This window comes from Vibrio sp. V42_P2S4T144 (genome assembly GCF_009904715.1).
In the GTDB taxonomy this organism is placed as follows: Bacteria; Pseudomonadota; Gammaproteobacteria; order Enterobacterales; family Vibrionaceae; genus Vibrio; species Vibrio alginolyticus.
In genome coordinates this window covers 1-17,356 of sequence record NZ_WXWS01000679.1, presented here as the reverse complement: position 1 = coordinate 17,356, position 17,356 = coordinate 1, and the positions used below count along the sequence as shown (strand labels likewise).

Sequence of the window (17,356 nt, the reverse complement as noted above, 5' to 3'; positions counted from 1 at the left end):
CATCTAGATCGATTCAAGTTTGTTGTTTTTATTTCTTACAGGTTGCCTTCATATGACTACACAACTAGTGAGGGCGATTTAACCCAAGAAATAAAAGACAAAATCAAATATATGTATGATTCAATGATTTCCAAGAATGCTTTCTTCAATCAAATTCGTCTAGGGTTCTATGTTTTCCCGACCCCGTGTAACGATACGATATTAAGCAAATTGAAAGGCAAGATATCTTCATGAGCATTGACGTTAAAGATAGTATCAACCCAATTGTTTACCTAAAAACTGCTTCAGAGCTCCTATCTAATCCAATAAGTGCTGCAAGTGGCCGTGATATGGTGATAAGAGCCTTAGATGAGAGGAAGAAGTATCACCGCTACGACTCAATTCTTAAGCATCTAGTTAAGAAAGCAGGATTGTTTCCTTACCTTCAGAGTGAATTTGATGAGCATGATCTTGAAGACATTGTAACAATCGAAGCAAACAAACCTGTAGCAGGGAATGATATTGTGTTTCATGCTACTCAGACACGGGTTTTCAATCAGTTGCGTGATGGTAAAAACGTTGTGCTGAGTGCTCCTACAAGTATGGGTAAAAGTGAAATACTAGCAAATATGCTCAGTAATGATAGATATCATACGGTTGTTCTAATAGTCCCTACTATTGCGCTCATTGATGAGACAAGAAAAAAGTTGGCAACCTCATTGGATGGTCTATATCGGATTATTCACCATAACAGTCAACACTATGATGATACCGTACCCACAATTTTCGTTCTGACTCAGGAGAGAGCCAACCAAAGGGGTGATATCGAGAATGTGGATCTTTTCATCATTGATGAGTTCTATAAGTTGGGCTTTAAGTACAATAGTGAAGGCTTTCTGAAGTATGACGAACGAGCCATATCTCTAAATATTTCTTTGTCTCAGCTACTTAAGAAGTCTAAGCAGTGGTTCTTTATTGGGCCTAATATAACGAACGTTAGAGGCTTATCGCGTTTAGTAGGAGACTTTACTTTTATTTGTAGCGACTTTCGGACTGTGTCAGTGGATGTTAAGGACTATGATATTGCTGCAAGCGATGCCGAAATGAAGAAAAAAGTACTGCTACAGATTTTAAAAGAGTGCGAGGGAGAAAAGACGATAGTCTACTGCCGTTCTCCAAAATCCGCCAATAAACTAGCTCAGTTATTGATGACTGAAGGAGAATTTGAAGAACAGTTCGAGGGTGAGTTTATCGATTGGTTGTCGAAAACTTATGACTCTAGATGGAACTATTGTAAAGCTCTGAAGCATGGAGTTGTATTACATCATGGTGTATTGCCACGAGCGTTGCAGCACTTCTCTGTTGATATTTTTAATCGGTCAAGAAGGCACAATGTCTTAATCTGTACTTCAACAATAATAGAAGGAGTAAACACCCGAGCTAAGAATGTTGTTATATACGAAAACTATAATGGGCTTGAGAGCATAGATAAATTTACGCATAACAACATCAAAGGCAGAGCTGGGAGGATGTATAAGCATTTTGTGGGTAGAGTTTATTGTCTGCAATCTCAACCAGACGATGACGCCTCTGACGAGTTGGTTATTCCAATCGGAGATGAGGACAGTGAATGCCCGTTGAACTTATTGGGTTCAATAGATCGTGAGCACTTATCTTCTGGAGGTTTAGAAGCATGGGAACGTTTCAGTCAAGAAACCGATATTCCTACAGAGATAATCCGCAACAATTCTTCATTTGAGGTAGAGAAGATAGAGTGTTTGTTAAGGGCTATAGAGAATGTTCAGCTCTCTGATTTTGAACTGTATAAGCAGTTGAATTTTTTTAAGCTGCCAACCACAGATGCTTTGTACTTTATTATGGAACAGTTTATTGAAGCTAGGAAAAAAGTACTTACAAGGAATGGTTTTTCCGTAACGCCAAAAGACGGAAAAGATCCTGTAACAAGTATTTGTGGGAAGTTTCGTGCATTTTTAGCGGCTGACTCCGTTGAGCATTACCTCAAGCAACAGATGGAATGGAAACACAAACAACTCCTAGAAGATGATTGTCCTCAAAATGAGTTTGATGAGCAAATGTCAGGTGTAATTGATGACGAGCTCAAAATAATCTCAAATGTCTATGGGTTTAGCTTCCCGAACTTTTTGTCATTATTTGCTGATATTTTGTATTTCTTGAATAAGAAAGAAAGTACAGGCTTAACCTTTGATTACAGTCACATAATCAGTGACATGGAAAATCAGAAGCTTACGGCGGGCTATGCAGCTATTCATGAAATGGGTGTACCCCATCAAACACTCAAACTTCTTCGGGAAAAGTTGATAGATGTAGATGAGGCATCTGTGGATGATATTAGTCTGGCAATTAAAACAGCCCAGCCCTTAATCGAGTCTTTCAGCCGAGTAGATAGATACTTCATTAAAGCAGCAAAGTTGTAGTAAAAGCAGAGCTACAAATTTAGTTTAGAAAGAACTTGTGCGTTCGCTTTTTTAAGCAAATAATCCCCTAAAAGTAAGGCGAACCCAACGGTTCGCCTTTTTACTTAAGTTAGTTTTCAACTTGGTTATCGGTTTCCAACTCGGTTATCACAGTTTCCAACTTGGTTATCTGTGATCAACTACAAAAATTAATCTTCGTAGTTATCGATGCTTGGGCATGAACAGATTAGGTTACGGTCACCGTATACGTTATCTACGCGATTTACCGTTGGCCAGTACTTCCAAGATTTGGTCGCTTTAGACGGGAAGCAGCCAATCTCGCGAGAGTAAGGGCGGTCCCAATCTTCAGCTGAAAGATCAACTTGTGTGTGTGGCGCGTTAACAAGTGGGTTGTTATCCAGTGGCCATTCACCGTTTTTCACTTTCTCCATTTCTTCGCGGATAGCGATCATCGCATCACAGAAGCGGTCTAGCTCTTCTAGATCTTCCGATTCCGTTGGCTCAACCATTAGCGTGCCCGCTACAGGGAACGACATAGTTGGTGCGTGGAAACCGTAGTCCATTAGACGCTTCGCGATGTCTTCTTCGCTGATACCTGTTTCTTCTTTCAGCGGACGAATGTCGATAATACATTCGTGCGCTACGCGGCCATTTTTGCCACGGTAAAGAACAGGGTAGTGTTGGCGAAGTGTTTCCATCACGTAGTTTGCGTTCAGAATTGCTACTTTTGTAGCATCTGTTAGGCCAGCTTCGCCCATCATTGCGATGTAAGCCCAAGAGATAGGCAGGATAGAAGCGCTACCCATATCTGCTGCTGATACTGCGAAATCTGCGCCTTCTACACCGTCTTCAATATGCCCTGGTAAGAAAGGAGCTAGGTGAGATTTCACACCGATAGGACCCATACCCGGACCGCCACCACCGTGCGGGATGCAGAAGGTTTTGTGTAGGTTTAGGTGAGAAACGTCTGAACCGATGAAGCCTGGTGATGTTAGACCAACCTGCGCGTTCATGTTAGCGCCGTCTAGGTAAACCTGACCACCAGCGGCATGAACCATTTCACACACTTCTTTCACTTTCTCTTCGTAAACGCCGTGCGTAGAAGGGTAAGTGATCATAATGCTTGATAGGTTGTCTTTGTGTTTCTCGATTTTCGCTGCTAGGTCGTCGATGTCGATGTTGCCTTCTTCATCACACTTAACCACAACCACTTTCATTGACACCATAGATGCTGTCGCAGGGTTAGTACCGTGCGCAGAGCTTGGGATCAAACATACGTTGCGGTGACCTTCGCCACGGCTTTCGTGGTAGCGTTGAATCGCGATAAGGCCTGCGTACTCACCCGATGCACCAGAGTTTGGTTGTAGTGAGAATGCGTCATAGCCAGTGATTTCACATAGCTTTTCTTTAAGGTCTTTTGCGAGTGCTGCGTAACCAGCTGCTTGTTCTGCTGGTGCGAACGGGTGGATCGAACCAAACTCAGGCCAAGTAACTGGGATCATCTCTGCTGCTGCGTTCAGCTTCATCGTACAGCTGCCCAGTGGGATCATGCCGTGCGTGAGTGAGAAGTCTTTGTTCTCTAGCTGTTTTAGGTAACGCATCATCTGTGTTTCGCTGTGGTGCGTGTTAAACACAGGGTGTGTTAGATATTCTGTTGTGCGGCGCAATGCTTCTGGAATGGCTGCAAACTCGTTGCCTGCGATTTCAGTTGATAGTGCTGCGACTTCTTCTTTCACACCGAATACTGCGAATAGGGCTTCTACATCTGCCACGGTTGTGGTTTCGTCGAAGCTCACACCTAGCTGAGTACCCAACTTACGTAGGTTGATGTCTGCGGCTAGTGCTTTCGCGTATAGGTCTTCAGTTTGTGCACCTGTGTTGATAGTGATGGTGTCGAAGAAGCTGTTGTGAGCAAGCTCGAAGCCGCCTTTAGTTAGGCCAGCGGCTAGGATGGCTGTCATGTGGTGCGTACGACGAGCAATCGTGCGTAGACCTTCTGCGCCGTGGTAAACCGCGTAGAAAGACGCCATGTTCGCTAGCAGTGCTTGAGCAGTACAGATGTTTGATGTCGCTTTTTCACGACGGATGTGCTGTTCACGCGTTTGCATTGCCATGCGCAGTGCTTGGTTGCCGTTAGTATCGATAGAAACACCGATAACACGACCTGGCATAGTACGCTTGTGCTTGTCACGTGTTGCCATGAAGGCAGCGTGTGGACCGCCGTAACCCATCGGCACGCCAAAACGTTGTGCTGAACCGATTGCTACGTCTGCGCCCATTTCACCAGCAGGTTTAAGTAGGGTAGAAGCAAGAAGGTCCGTTGCTACAGTCACTAGTGTTTTGTTTGCTTGCGCTTTAGCGATGATGTCCGTTAGGTCACGAACTTCACCTGTTGTACTTGGGTATTGAACTAGTGCGCCGAACACGTCTTGCTCTGGTAGTGATTCTAAAGAACCAACCAAGACTTCAAAGCCGATGAATTTCGCACGAGTTTTTACTACTTCGATGGTTTGTGGGTGAACGTCGTCAGCAACGAAGAATACGTTGCTCTTGCTTTTACCCGCACGCTTACAAAGTGTCATCGCTTCTGCTGCTGCCGTTGCTTCATCGAGCAATGACGCGTTCGCGATTTCCATACCAGTAAGATCCATCACCATTTGTTGGTAGTTTAGAAGTGCTTCTAAACGACCTTGTGAGATTTCTGGTTGGTAAGGGGTGTAAGCAGTGTACCAGCCCGGGTTTTCCATCACGTTGCGTAGAATCACGTTCGGCGTGAAGGTGTTGTAGTAACCCTGACCAATGAATGTACGTTTAACTTGGTTCTGATCGGCGAACTTACGCATTGCTGCCAGCATGTCTGCTTCGCTTTTCGCTTCTGCCAAGCTCATTGGTTGCTCTAGGCGAATTTGTGCTGGTACGGTTTCGTCGATAAGCGAATCTAGGCTAACTGCGTTGATCGCTTCCAACATTTTCTGTTGGTCAGATTTGTTTGGTCCATTGTGGCGAGCAACGAACTCGTTTTGTGTGCTGAGGCTTTGAAGTAATTCAGTCATTGTCCTTTACCTACTCCTTGGTTCGGGTAACGGATTTGCGTTACTGATAAATTAAATTATACGTCCGAACCTAGAAAAAAAGCTGTTCTCTAAACAGGCTAGGGAACAGCTTTCGTCACATCCTAATTACTCTTCTTCGATAGAGTTTAGGTATTCGTCTGCGTCTTTCAGGTTATCTAGTTCAGATACATCAGACATCTTCACTTTTACGATCCAGCCACCTTCGTACGGCTCTTCGTTAATTAGCTCTGGGCTGTCTTCTAGTTCTTCATTGATTTCTACGATTTCACCAGTGATTGGTGCGTAGATGTCTGACGCTGCTTTTACAGATTCAACGAGAGAGAAGCTTTCACCTGCTTCAACTTCGTCTTCTACGTCTGGTAGGTCAACGAATACCACGTCACCTAGCATTTCTTGTGCATGCTCAGAAATACCAATTGTTACTGTGCCGTCACCGTTGTCACGTACCCACTCGTGGCTATCTGCAAACTTCAGTGTTTTGTCCATTGCTTAATCTCCGAATAACTTGTCAGGAATTATTATGATTTTAAAAAAATCGTTTACTGGTATAGAGGAAAGCGACTGCAAAGTTCTTTTACTTCTTTGCGAACGCGTTTTTCAACTTCTGCGTCACCTTCAGGGTTGTTCACTAAACCGTCCAGTACGTCACCAATCCAATTACCGATGAGTTTGAATTCTTCAGCGCCAAAGCCGCGGCTTGTACCCGCAGGCGTTCCTAAACGGATGCCCGATGTAATCATAGGCTTATCTGTATCGAATGGGATGCCATTTTTGTTACATGTGATCCCAGCACGCTCTAGAGCTTCTTCTGCTGTATTGCCTTTCAACCCTTTCGGACGAAGGTCAACCAGCATTAGGTGCGTGTCTGTGCCACCAGTTACGATGTCGCAACCGCGAGTTTGCAATACTTCCGCTAGGACTTTTGCGTTATTGATCACCGAATCAATATAAGTTTTAAATTCAGGGCCAAGCGCTTCACCAAATGCGACCGCTTTGGCTGCGATAACGTGCATCAGTGGGCCACCTTGTAGGCCAGGGAATACGGCTGAGTTGATTTTCTTAATGATGTCTTCGTGGTTAGTAAGAATCATACCGCCGCGAGGGCCACGCAATGTTTTGTGTGTTGTAGTCGTAACAACGTGTGCGTGTGGCAGTGGGCTAGGGTGCGCGCCTGTTGCGATAAGACCGGCGATGTGTGCCATGTCGACCATAAGAATTGCATTTACTTCGTCTGCGATTTCACGGAATTTTGCAAAGTCGATAGTACGTGGAATAGCGCTACCACCTGCGATGATCATTTTAGGTTGGTGCTCAAGTGCTAGCTCACGAACATCTTCGTAGTTGATTTCCAGTGTTTCGCGATCAACACCGTATTGAACTGCATTAAACCATTTACCAGAAAGTGCAGGGCGTGCACCGTGCGTCAGGTGACCACCTGCGTCTAAAGACATACCAAGAATGGTGTCACCAGGTTGAAGCAGTGCTAGTTTTACTGCGCCGTTTGCTTGTGCGCCTGAGTGTGGTTGAACGTTTGCGTATTCACAATTGAAAAGTTTTTTTGCGCGTTCGATAGCAATGGCTTCCACTGTATCTACGTGCTCACAACCACCATAGTAACGACGACCTGGGTAGCCTTCAGCGTATTTGTTTGTTAGGCATGTGCCTTGAGCTTGCATTACCGCTTTAGAAACAATGTTCTCAGAAGCGATAAGTTCGATTTGTTCGTTTTGGCGAGCGGATTCCGCTTGAATTCCAGCAAAGACAGCATCATCTGTCGCAGAGAGGTTGGTAGAGAAAAAGTTTTCCAAGCTGTGGTTAGGGTAACTCTTATTCATGGTAGTTGACCTTCCAAATCTGAAAATGAACCCGCAATAGATGAGTTATGATTTGCGGTTGTGGTTCATTTGTCCTCAAAAACAGCTGAACTGCGTAGCAGAACAGAGTGAACATCCGGCCCTAAATTTGGGCAAAAACTCCGTTGGATTGCGTGTTTCCTTTACCAATCTCTTACGGAAATATGCATCTCTACATCTAACAAGTTGGTAACATAGCGCCTGTGACGGGAACAATCAACCAAAAATTTCCTATAGGAAACAAGATTTCAAAATTTGTTAACAAGAGCACGGTTTAATTCACTTGGTGGACTTCTATCCACTATGTGCTTCATGCACAATGCGAGTAAGACAAAAAATATGGATATCTATAGAGGGATTTATGGCAGAAAGTATTTACGATGAATACCCATCGATGACGTTGGCAAAAGAGCAACATGACCAAAATATCGAGCCGTTAAAACTGGGCCAGCGTATTAAGGATATCCGCTCGAAACTCGGTATCACATTAGAAGAGGCCAGTCAGCGAACCGGGCTTGCTCGATCCACACTGAGCAAAATAGAAAATGAGCAGATCTCCCCGACGTTTCAAGCGATGCAAAAATTGGCACTTGGCTTACAAATTGACATGCCACAACTATTTGAGCCACCTAGAAAAAAGGTAGCGACAGGGCGTAGGGATGTTACCAAGAAGAATGAAGGTAAACCACACCCAACACAAACTTATGAACATGAACTGCTCGCGACACAACTTTCCAATAAGAAAATGATGCCGTTTAAGAGCCAAATTCGAGCTCGTAGTTTTGATGAATATAAAGACTGGGTTCGTCATGATGGCGAAGAATTTCTGCTTATCTTATCTGGTGAGGTCATGTTCTATTCTGAGTTTTACGAACCTGTTGTTTTAAGCGAGGGAGACAGCGTTTATTACGATGCAAATATGGGACATATGTTGACCAGTGTTAGCGAGGAAGATGCGCTCATTTTGTGGGTGACAGCCAAATAGTGATAAATACTTGTAAATTTCCTATAGTGAAAGCAAACGATTGCTGTTGGTGGTCGTTATGATGAAAAGGCGCTTTTTTGATGAGAACTTGCTCATTAAAGCGCTTTTTTTGTACGATTTGTTGTGATTAAAATGTTAAGAGTCACACTTTTGCAAGTCGATCTACGTCTTGTTCGTGCAAAATAGAATGAGCCATGTTTATTATTGGAAACACATCGAATGCCGATAGCATTCTCGGGTCTATCTAAATGGAGACGAAAATGACTCAAGAACTACTGAAAACACCACTACACGCACTTCACGTTGAAGTTGGTGCCAAAATGGTCCCGTTCGCGGGTTACGATATGCCTGTTCAGTATCCTCTAGGCGTAAAGAAGGAACACTTACATACTCGTGATGCGGCAGGTCTGTTTGACGTTTCTCACATGGGACAGCTTCGCCTAATTGGTGACGGTGCAGCTGCGTTCCTAGAAACATTAGTTCCAGTGGATATTGTGGATCTTGAGTCGGGTAAACAGCGTTACGCTTTTTTCACTAATGAAGAGGGCGGCATCATGGACGACTTGATGGTGGCTAACCTAGGCGATCATCTGTTTGTGGTTGTGAACGCAGCATGTAAAGCGCAAGATATCGCACACCTACAAGCGCATTTACCATCTGGTGTTGAGCTAGAAATTATCGAAGACCGAGCTCTACTTGCAATCCAAGGCCCTAAAGCGGCGGCTGTATTGGCGCGTTTTGCACCAGAAGTTTCTGAAATGCTGTTCATGGATATTCGTAAAGTCGATATTTTAGGCGCCGAGTGCATTGTTTCTCGTAGTGGTTATACAGGCGAAGACGGTTACGAAATCTCGGTTCCTGCTGACAAAGCGGAAGAGCTAGCACGTAAACTGACTGCTGAAGATGAAGTTGAATGGATTGGCCTTGGTGCTCGTGATTCGCTTCGTCTTGAGTGTGGCCTTTGTCTATACGGTCATGACCTAGACACAACAACAACACCTGTTGAAGCGAGCTTGCTATGGGGTATCCAAAAAGTTCGTCGTATTGGTGGTGAACGTGAAGGTGGTTTCCCTGGCGCAGACATTATTCTTAAGCAGATTGAGACTAAAGATGTGGCGCGTAAGCGTGTGGGTCTAGTAGGTCAAACCAAAGCGCCAGTGCGTGAAGGTGTTGAACTGTTTGATGCTGACGGCGTTAAAATTGGCGTTGTAACCAGCGGTACGGCGGGTCCGAATGCAGGTAAGCCAGTCTCAATGGGTTATGTTCGTGCGGATTTGGCGGCGATTGGTACTGAAGTGTTCGCTGAAGTGCGTGGTAAAATGCTACCAATGACAGTTGAAAAAATGCCGTTCGTACCACAACGTTACTACCGTGGTTAAAACGAATTGAAACAAAAATGCCGAGCTTTGTAGCTCGGCATTTTTTATGTCTTCTTTTCGCTTGTTTACTTTTAGTTTACTGCTTCATCAATAGTACAGCACATATCAATAACGATATCTTCAAGCTTTTCCGGATGAATCATCTCTTCTTTTGGGATCCCAAATTGAGAGGCCATAATGGTATTAAACAATTCCCAATGCTTGATCAGCAGTTTTTCGCGATTATCTGCAATATCCGGCCATGTTTCTTGCATCATTGGCGCGAGACTGACAGCACCATGTGCGAAGATCAACATTTGCCACTTTGATTCCCACTGATCAAATTGTGCATTAGGGTTTTCGCTGTTGTACTGCTCGAAAATTCCGGTAAATATTGCAGCGAACTCATCTTTTGACTTTAAGAAATACTGCAGCAGAGCACCGTCATCGCCTTGTCGAATGGCATCGGCGATCATCTGTACTGGGTGAGGATTGACGAGAGCAAATGCTAGCATGCGAACCATAAACAGATAAATTTTCTATTCGAAGGTGTGTTCTCCGGCATTTCATTGATGAGTTCAGCCATATAGCACTGCATGAACTCGTCCATTGCATCGCTAACCGCTTGCCAGATTTTCTCTTTGCTGCCGAAGTGGTGACGGATCAAACTATGTGAAACACCAGCCTTTTCACTGATATTGCGCAGCGAGACACGCTCGTAACCAAGTTCACAAAACATATCTGCTGCCACTTTAAGGATCAGACACTTAGTTTGTTCTGCTGCTTCAGCACTTCTACGCCCCTGCTTTCTTTCATTCATAGTTCGAATTTTCCCGAATATTAATCACGCGCTTACTTTTACCAGAAACCGAACGCTTTGACTAATTAATTTGCTATCCACCTGGAAAATATGTTGATCAATTTCAAATTCTGCTTATACTGCACGGCTGTGTAATATATAAAACCTACGGAGAAAGCGGGTGCGAAAACAATATTTAAAGCGCACTTTAGTTGGCGCAGTGGTGACATTAAGTCTTTCTGGGATGCTAACTGGGTGTAATAAAGCCATTTCTGAGCCGTCTGAACCTTTAATCAAACCTGTAAAATTACTGGCGGTGAAAGACCTAGAACTTGAAGACTCGCACGCCTTTTTAGCGCGTATTGATGCAACACATCGCGCGCAGCTTTCTTTTCAGGTTGGTGGAGAGGTTGATGAATTACGTGTACGCATGGGCCAAAAGGTCCAAAAAGGTGAAGTGCTTGCAACGTTAGACCCTAAAGATCTTCAGCTTGCGTTAGATGCCGCTCAAGCGCAGTACGCGTTAGCGAAAACACAATGGGACCGCGCGAAAAACCTTTACGGAAAAAAACTCATTAGTACTGATGAGTACGATCAGAAAGAAACTCAATATAAAGCGGCATTGGCGAACTACGAACAAGCTAAAACCGATTTGAGCTATACCAAAATTCACGCACCGTTTGATGGCATTGTGTCATATACCTATGTCAACCCGTTTCAAGTAGTAGCAGAGAAGCAGGAGATCTTGAATCTCATTGATAACACGACGTTGGATGTATCTTTCACCTTGCCTGTAAGTTATGCGGAATCTGTATCACTTGAGTCACTGCAAAACTCCGATATGTGGGTGACGATGGATAGCGAGCCAGGAAAACGTATTCCTGGGCAATTTAAAGAAATTTCGACGCAGCCAAACATCGATACCAATAGCTATGAGGCGATCGTGACCATCACTCGACCAGAAGATCGCAATTTGCTGACAGGTATGACAGGGCAGGTACACATTGCTAAACAACATGTATCGGACGCGATGACGTTACCTCAGTCTGCTTGGGTCAACAAAAATGGGACGCAAGGTGAAGTTTGGGTAATGGACAGAAGCACGCAGCAGGTCAATAAAGTCACTGTCTCACTTGACGCAGCAGGTGGTGTGAAAGCCGGGCTTGATAACAATGATTACGTTGTTATTGCTGGTGTTGAGAGACTGGTTGAAGGGCAAGTGGTGAAAGCTTGGGTTCGTGAGGGAGGCATTTAATGAAACGTTCTCTACTTACGATCTCTGCGATTGCACTTGCAGTTTTAACAGGGTGCAAAAATGAAAACCAAGCTATCGTCGAGCAGCCACTTTTTGTGTCGACTATCTCGGTGGATGCACCAGTACAAAGTCAACATCGCGCGTTCAAAGGCATAGTAGTGCCTGCAGAGCAAACGCCAATGGCATTTCGCCGCGCTGGGGAAGTTCAGCACGTATTGGTTAAAGCGGGTGACGTTGTGAAGCAGGGGCAAATGATCGCAAAGCTAGATGATAGCAAAGAGAAGCAAGCCGTGAATGACGCAGAAGCACAATACACACTCGCAATTCGTCAGCTTAAACGCGGTGAAGACTTGCATGCACGTCAAATGATTTCAAAAGCGGAACTTGATGAGCTAACCGCCAATAAAGAGCTAGCTGAGGCTACTTTCTATAACGCGACCAATCAATTGAATTACACCCGTTTATTCGCCCCGTTCGCCGGTAAAGTATCTGATGTTTTCAAAGAACGTTTTGAGCGTGTGGCAATTGGTGAACCCGTGTTAAACCTATACCAAAACGATTTGGTTTACGTGCGTATTGAGCTTTCCGACAATGTTTTAGCGATGGTAGACCCAAATTCAGACAGCATGAGCTACAAGCCTAGAGCAACCTTCTCCGGCATCGATGGCAGATTTGCTTTGGACTATTTAGAGCACACAAGTGAACCCAACGCTGAAACTCAAACCTACGAAATGTACTTGACGATGCCACAGCCAAAAACAGAGATATTGCCGGGAACCAGCGTAAGCGTTTTGGTCGATATGGTGAAGGCGGGCATTACCTCTATCGATGGTTACAGTGTTCCTGTCACGGCGCTTCAAGCAGGCAGTGAAGGGAATGAGTTCTTTGTGTGGAAAAAAGAAGGTGACATTGTCACACGAGTGCCTGTCATGATTTCTCAAGTGAATGGCAATGGAGCCATTGTGTCGTCAGGTGTTAGCCAGGGCGATATTCTGATTAATTCAAATCTGCGTAAATTACGCGAAGGTAAACATGTGGATGTTGTGGAGAATAACCAATAATGAACATTGCTGAGTATTCAATAAAAAACAAAGTCATCAGCTGGTTGTTCATTATTATCCTTGCTGTTGGTGGTTTAACGTCATTTTTGGAGCTTGGACGATTAGAAGACCCGGCATTTACGATCAAAGATGCCATGATCATCTCAACATACCCTGGCGCGACGTCAAAAGAAGTTGAAGAAGAGTTGACGTATCCTCTAGAAAAAGAGATTCGAAAACTCCCTTATATCGACAAAATTACCTCTACGTCTTCTAATGGTATGTCTCAAATAACGGTGAGCATGGAAATGGACTATGGTCCTGATGAACTGCCGCAAATTTGGGATGAAATGCGCCGTAAAATTAATGATTTACGACCATCATTGCCTCAAGGTGTTCAGTCTTTACAGATCATTGATGATTTCGGTGACGTTTATGGCGTGATGTTAATGCTCACTGGTGACGATTACGACTATGTAGAGCTGAAACGTTATGCGGATTACCTGACCCGTGAAATCGAGCTTGTTGATGGTGTTGGTAAGGTAGACATCACGGGCGATCAGCAAGAAATGCTATTCGTTGAGATCTCACTTGATCGCCTTGCTGCACTGAACTTAGACATGAATGTGGTTTCGAGCTTGTTGAACCAGCAAAACAATGTGGTTTCAGCAGGTGAAGTGATGGTCAATGGCGAAAGCCTTGTTATTCGCCCAAGCGGCACCTTAAACACTGTAGAAGCACTAGAAAATCTGATCATTCATGGCCGTGACACAGGAAATCTAATTCGTCTAAAAGACGTAGCAACGATTTCTCGCGGTATTCAAGAGAAGCCAGGCAACGTCGTACTCTTTAACGGTCAAAAAGCGATTAATATCGGTATCTCGTTTGCATCGGGTGTGAACGTGGTTGAGGTTGGTGAACGTTTGGATGCGGAGCTCGCGAGCCTTGAGTCTATCAAGCCTGCTGGCATCGATATGAACTACTTTTACAACCAAGCCAATGAGGTGGATGAATCTGTTAAAGCGTTTGTAATTAGTCTAGCGGAGGCAGTGGCGATCGTAATCATTGTGTTGCTGTTTACTATGGGTTTACGCAGTGGTGTCATCATTGGAGTTGTGTTGTTATTGACGGTATTTGGTACCTTCATTTTGATGAATTACAACAACATCGAACTGCATCGTATTTCTCTTGGCGCGTTAATTATTGCCTTGGGTATGCTGGTTGATAACGCGATTGTTGTCGTGGAAGGCATATTGGTTGGCCTAAAGAAAGGGCGTACCAAAGTTCAAGCGGCTGTCGATATTGTAAAGCAAACACAATGGCCTTTGCTGGGCGCAACTGTTATTGCAATTACGGCTTTTGCACCTATCGGTTTGTCGCAAGATGCGACAGGTGAGTTCATGGGCTCTCTATTCTGGGTGCTGTGTTTCTCACTATTTTTAAGCTGGATTACCGCTATTACACTGACGCCTTTCCTTGCCGATCTTTTGTTGAAAGAGGAAAACAAAGAGCAGGGTACTAGCGAAGATGATCCTTATAAAGGCTGGTTGTTTGTCGTATTTGGGGCATCACTGAAATTTGCATTGCGATTCCGCTGGCTTACCGTTGCTGGCATGGTGGCGCTATTAGTGGGTGCTGTCGTGGCATTTGGTAATGTAAAACAGCAGTTCTTCCCACCATCGAATACGCCGATGTTCTACGTGGATATGTGGATGCCAGAGGGTACTGACATCCGTGAAACGATTAAAAAAGCTGAAGAGGTCGAAAGCTACATTCGTCAGCAAGATGATATTGACTTTGTTTCTGCTTCGATTGGGCAGGGCCTACAGCGTTTTGCTTTAACCTATCAACCAGAAAAAAGTTACGAAGCGTACGCGCAGTTCCAAGTTCGCGCGACTGATCGTGAGAAAATGTTTGGTTTACTGCATAAGTTAGATGAGAATCTGGCGAAAACATTTGATGCGCCTACGTTCCAGTTTAAATTGATGGAATTTGGTCCATCACCAGCGTCTAAGATCGAAGCGCGTATTACTGGCCCTGATCCACAAGTTTTACGTGACTTGGCGGTGCAAGTTGAAGACATCCTTCATACCGATCCTGGTGCCCGAAACATTCGTCACGATTGGCGAGAGCGCACCAAGGAACTTGTACCCGTTTTCAATGAGTCTAAAGCTCGTCGCTTAGGTATTTCGAAAGAAGATCTTTCAAGCACACTGCAAATGGCGTTTGGTGGTAGCACCTTAGGTTACTTGCGTGATGGTACACATACGTTGCCAATTATGACACGCCTTCCTGAAGAAGAACGCGTAGATTTTGAATCACTACAAAACGTGACCATTTGGAGTCCTTCGTTGCAAACTTATATTCCGGTTGATCAAGTGATTGATGGCGTTCAACTGGATTGGAGTGAGCCGCTAATTCAGCGTCGTGACCGTAAGCGTACGTTAACCGTTCTCGCGGACCATGATGTGTTGAGTGACGACACGGCAGCAAGCTTATTTGCTCGTGTACAGCCTAAAGTGATGGCATTGCATGTTCCAGAAGGGTACGAAATCACATGGGGTGGTGAGTACGAATCATCCAAAGATGCACAAGAAGGCCTATTCGGTTCATTGCCGATGGGTTACTTGTTGATGTTCATCATTACTATTTTACTGTTTAACTCAATAAAAAAGCCGTTGGTCATTTGGTTCACCGTTCCGTTAGCGATCATTGGCGTTGCTTTTGGTTTGCTTACCACGAACATGCCGTTCAGTTTTACAGCATTCCTTGGTTTGTTAAGCCTAAGTGGCATGATTTTGAAAAACGGTATTGTGTTGCTTGACCAAATTAACCTTGAGTTGGAGTCAGGTAAAGATCCTTACCTCGCGATTGTCGATAGTGCGATAAGCCGCGTTCGTCCGGTAAGTATGGCTGCCCTAACGACTATCTTGGGGATGATTCCACTGGTCTTCGATGCCTTCTTTGGCTCGATGGCAATAACGATTATGGCAGGTCTTGGTTTTGCTACTGTACTGACACTGATAGTGGTGCCAGTGATGTTTGCAATTCTGTTTAGGGTAAAACCGACCACTGCATAGGGACTCCTGGCTATTTGCCAGCTTCCTGCCTAGCCCTGAAGGTTTTCTTCGGGGCTTTTTTGATCTTACTAATACATACCAAACCATTCATTTGCTTGATTTTAATGATTTTCTTACGATTACAATGCAAATCATGCGTATACTGATGTAACGACACATCAAAGATTGAGATTACATGAATAAGCGCATATTAAACGGACTCTTCTTCGTTGGTTCTTTCACCTTGGTTGGCTGCACCGCGACGGATAGCATGCCGACAGAAACCAAACAACCTGCCCCTAAAATTAACAGTGTTAGTGCCGAAGTCATTTCCAGTTGGATTGATAGTAAGGTTTTAGCCCCTGAAGGGCTGTCGCTCGAGCAAGACAACCTACGTTATCTATCGGGTAGCGCCGACCTAAACAGCGACGGAAAGGCAGAACACATAGTGTTGCTTCAAGATCGCTATTTCTGTGGTAGTGGTGGCTGCTCTGCATATATGTTTGATAATGAGGGAAACGTTATTAATCGAATGTCGGTAACTCGCACGCCTATTGTACTAGCCGACAGTTACAGTAATGGTTGGCAGGACTTTATCGTTTGGAGTAATGGCTCATATCGACTCATGAGTTACAACGGTGAATCTTATCCAAGTAACCCGTCACTAGAGCCAAAGGTGGATCGAGACGCTAACCAGCAGGCGGCAATCGCAAATGTAATGGCGACAGAGCTTTATCAGCAAGACGGCTATGACATTCTGCCCGCAGATTCAAAAACCTTGTGGACGCCAGCTAACGTTTACCACTTTACCTTCAAGCACTACGGTGACCCGCATAGCGCTTATCAAGCAACGGTGGATATGAGCAGTGGGGAAGTAGACATTGTAGCCGTTCCGGCTGCGGAATAAAAAACACCTCCCTTAACCGGAATTAAAGGGAGGTGCTAAATGCCAAATTCGAGGGTGGCATTGTTAACCGGAGTCGCTCTAATTAAGCTGCGGCTTCTTGCTTCGCTTCTGCTTTGCTTTTTAAGAATGCGTAAGTAAAGCCAGTTACCGCTGTACCCGCTGCAATAGCCACTAAATACATTAATACTGGTGAAATTGCGTTAGGAATTAGCAGCACGAATAGACCGCCGTGTGGTGCCATTAATTTCGCACCGAATAGCATCGATAGGGCACCAGTAAGTGCGCCACCTGCCATACAAGATGGAATCACGCGCATTGGATCTTTCGCAGCAAATGGAATTGCGCCTTCAGAGATGAAACAAAGGCCCAAGACAAATGATGCTTTACCTGCCTCACGTTCATTTTGTTCAAATTTGTTCTTCGCAATGAAGGTCGCTAAACCCATACCTAGCGCAGGAACCATACCTGCGGCCATGATTGCCGCCATTGGCGCGTAAGTTTGTGAAGCCAAAAGGCCAACACCAAATGCGTAAGCGGCTTTGTTTACCGGGCCTCCTAGGTCGAAACACATCATTGCGCAAAGGATAATAC

The 17,356-nt window shown here is 44.6% G+C and carries 11 protein-coding genes and 1 pseudogene; 7 read left to right on the top strand and 5 right to left on the bottom strand.

What is annotated here, in order from left to right; translation table 11 throughout:
* The first annotated feature begins 230 nt into the window (after positions 1 to 230).
* Positions 231 to 2,435 carry a DEAD/DEAH box helicase gene (locus CAG68_RS21890; protein WP_161441658.1) on the top strand — a complete coding sequence of 735 codons (2,205 nt, stop codon included), beginning with the start codon at positions 231 to 233 and terminating at the stop codon, positions 2,433 to 2,435.
* Between the two features lie 188 nt (positions 2,436 to 2,623).
* Here the strand turns inward: CAG68_RS21890 and gcvP are convergent, their stop codons facing one another.
* The 3 genes from gcvP to CAG68_RS21875 form a co-directional block, all read right to left on the bottom strand.
* The gene (gene gcvP, locus CAG68_RS21885; RefSeq protein ID WP_017820968.1) at positions 2,624 to 5,488 is read right to left on the bottom strand and encodes an aminomethyl-transferring glycine dehydrogenase; all 2,865 of its coding nucleotides are present in this window, start codon (positions 5,486 to 5,488) and stop codon (positions 2,624 to 2,626) included.
* Between the two features lie 126 nt (positions 5,489 to 5,614).
* Complete coding sequence (gcvH, locus tag CAG68_RS21880) at positions 5,615 to 5,995, bottom strand: glycine cleavage system protein GcvH (RefSeq protein WP_005376432.1); 381 nt, start codon at positions 5,993 to 5,995, stop codon at positions 5,615 to 5,617.
* Positions 5,996 to 6,048: 53 nt separating this feature from the next.
* Positions 6,049 to 7,344, bottom strand: coding sequence for a serine hydroxymethyltransferase (locus tag CAG68_RS21875; protein WP_161441657.1), 1,296 nt, complete (start codon positions 7,342 to 7,344; stop codon positions 6,049 to 6,051).
* A gap of 379 nt (positions 7,345 to 7,723) precedes the next feature.
* On the opposite strand from CAG68_RS21875, the gene CAG68_RS21870 reads away from it, so the two are divergent.
* Positions 7,724 to 8,347 (top strand): helix-turn-helix domain-containing protein, encoded by a 624-nt coding sequence (locus CAG68_RS21870; RefSeq protein ID WP_005376429.1) that lies wholly within the window; start codon positions 7,724 to 7,726, stop codon positions 8,345 to 8,347.
* A 260-nt stretch (positions 8,348 to 8,607) separates the two neighbouring features.
* Complete coding sequence (gene gcvT / locus CAG68_RS21865; RefSeq protein ID WP_017820967.1) at positions 8,608 to 9,726, top strand: glycine cleavage system aminomethyltransferase GcvT; 1,119 nt, start codon at positions 8,608 to 8,610, stop codon at positions 9,724 to 9,726.
* 71 nt (positions 9,727 to 9,797) lie between these two features.
* Here gcvT and vdeR read toward each other — a convergent pair.
* Positions 9,798 to 10,525: pseudogene (gene vdeR / locus CAG68_RS21860) on the bottom strand (efflux transporter transcriptional repressor VdeR).
* A gap of 160 nt (positions 10,526 to 10,685) precedes the next feature.
* Here vdeR and CAG68_RS21855 point away from each other — a divergent pair.
* From CAG68_RS21855 to CAG68_RS21840, 4 genes are all read left to right on the top strand, one after another.
* Entirely contained in the window at positions 10,686 to 11,759 is a 1,074-nt protein-coding gene (locus CAG68_RS21855; RefSeq protein ID WP_017820965.1) for an efflux RND transporter periplasmic adaptor subunit, read from the top strand.
* Positions 11,759 to 12,820, top strand: coding sequence for an efflux RND transporter periplasmic adaptor subunit (locus CAG68_RS21850; protein ID WP_005376420.1), 1,062 nt, complete (start codon positions 11,759 to 11,761; stop codon positions 12,818 to 12,820). The genes CAG68_RS21855 and CAG68_RS21850 overlap by 1 nt, the downstream gene beginning before the upstream one ends.
* Positions 12,820 to 15,879, top strand: coding sequence for an efflux RND transporter permease subunit (locus CAG68_RS21845; RefSeq protein WP_005376413.1), 3,060 nt, complete (start codon positions 12,820 to 12,822; stop codon positions 15,877 to 15,879). The genes CAG68_RS21850 and CAG68_RS21845 overlap by 1 nt, the downstream gene beginning before the upstream one ends.
* A 175-nt stretch (positions 15,880 to 16,054) precedes the next feature.
* Positions 16,055 to 16,765 (top strand): hypothetical protein, encoded by a 711-nt coding sequence (locus tag CAG68_RS21840; RefSeq protein ID WP_161441656.1) that lies wholly within the window; start codon positions 16,055 to 16,057, stop codon positions 16,763 to 16,765.
* Between the two features lie 82 nt (positions 16,766 to 16,847).
* Here the strand turns inward: CAG68_RS21840 and CAG68_RS21835 are convergent.
* The coding region (locus tag CAG68_RS21835; RefSeq protein WP_237667917.1) for a fructose-specific PTS transporter subunit EIIC at positions 16,848 to 17,356 on the bottom strand (509 nt) is incomplete at its 5' end.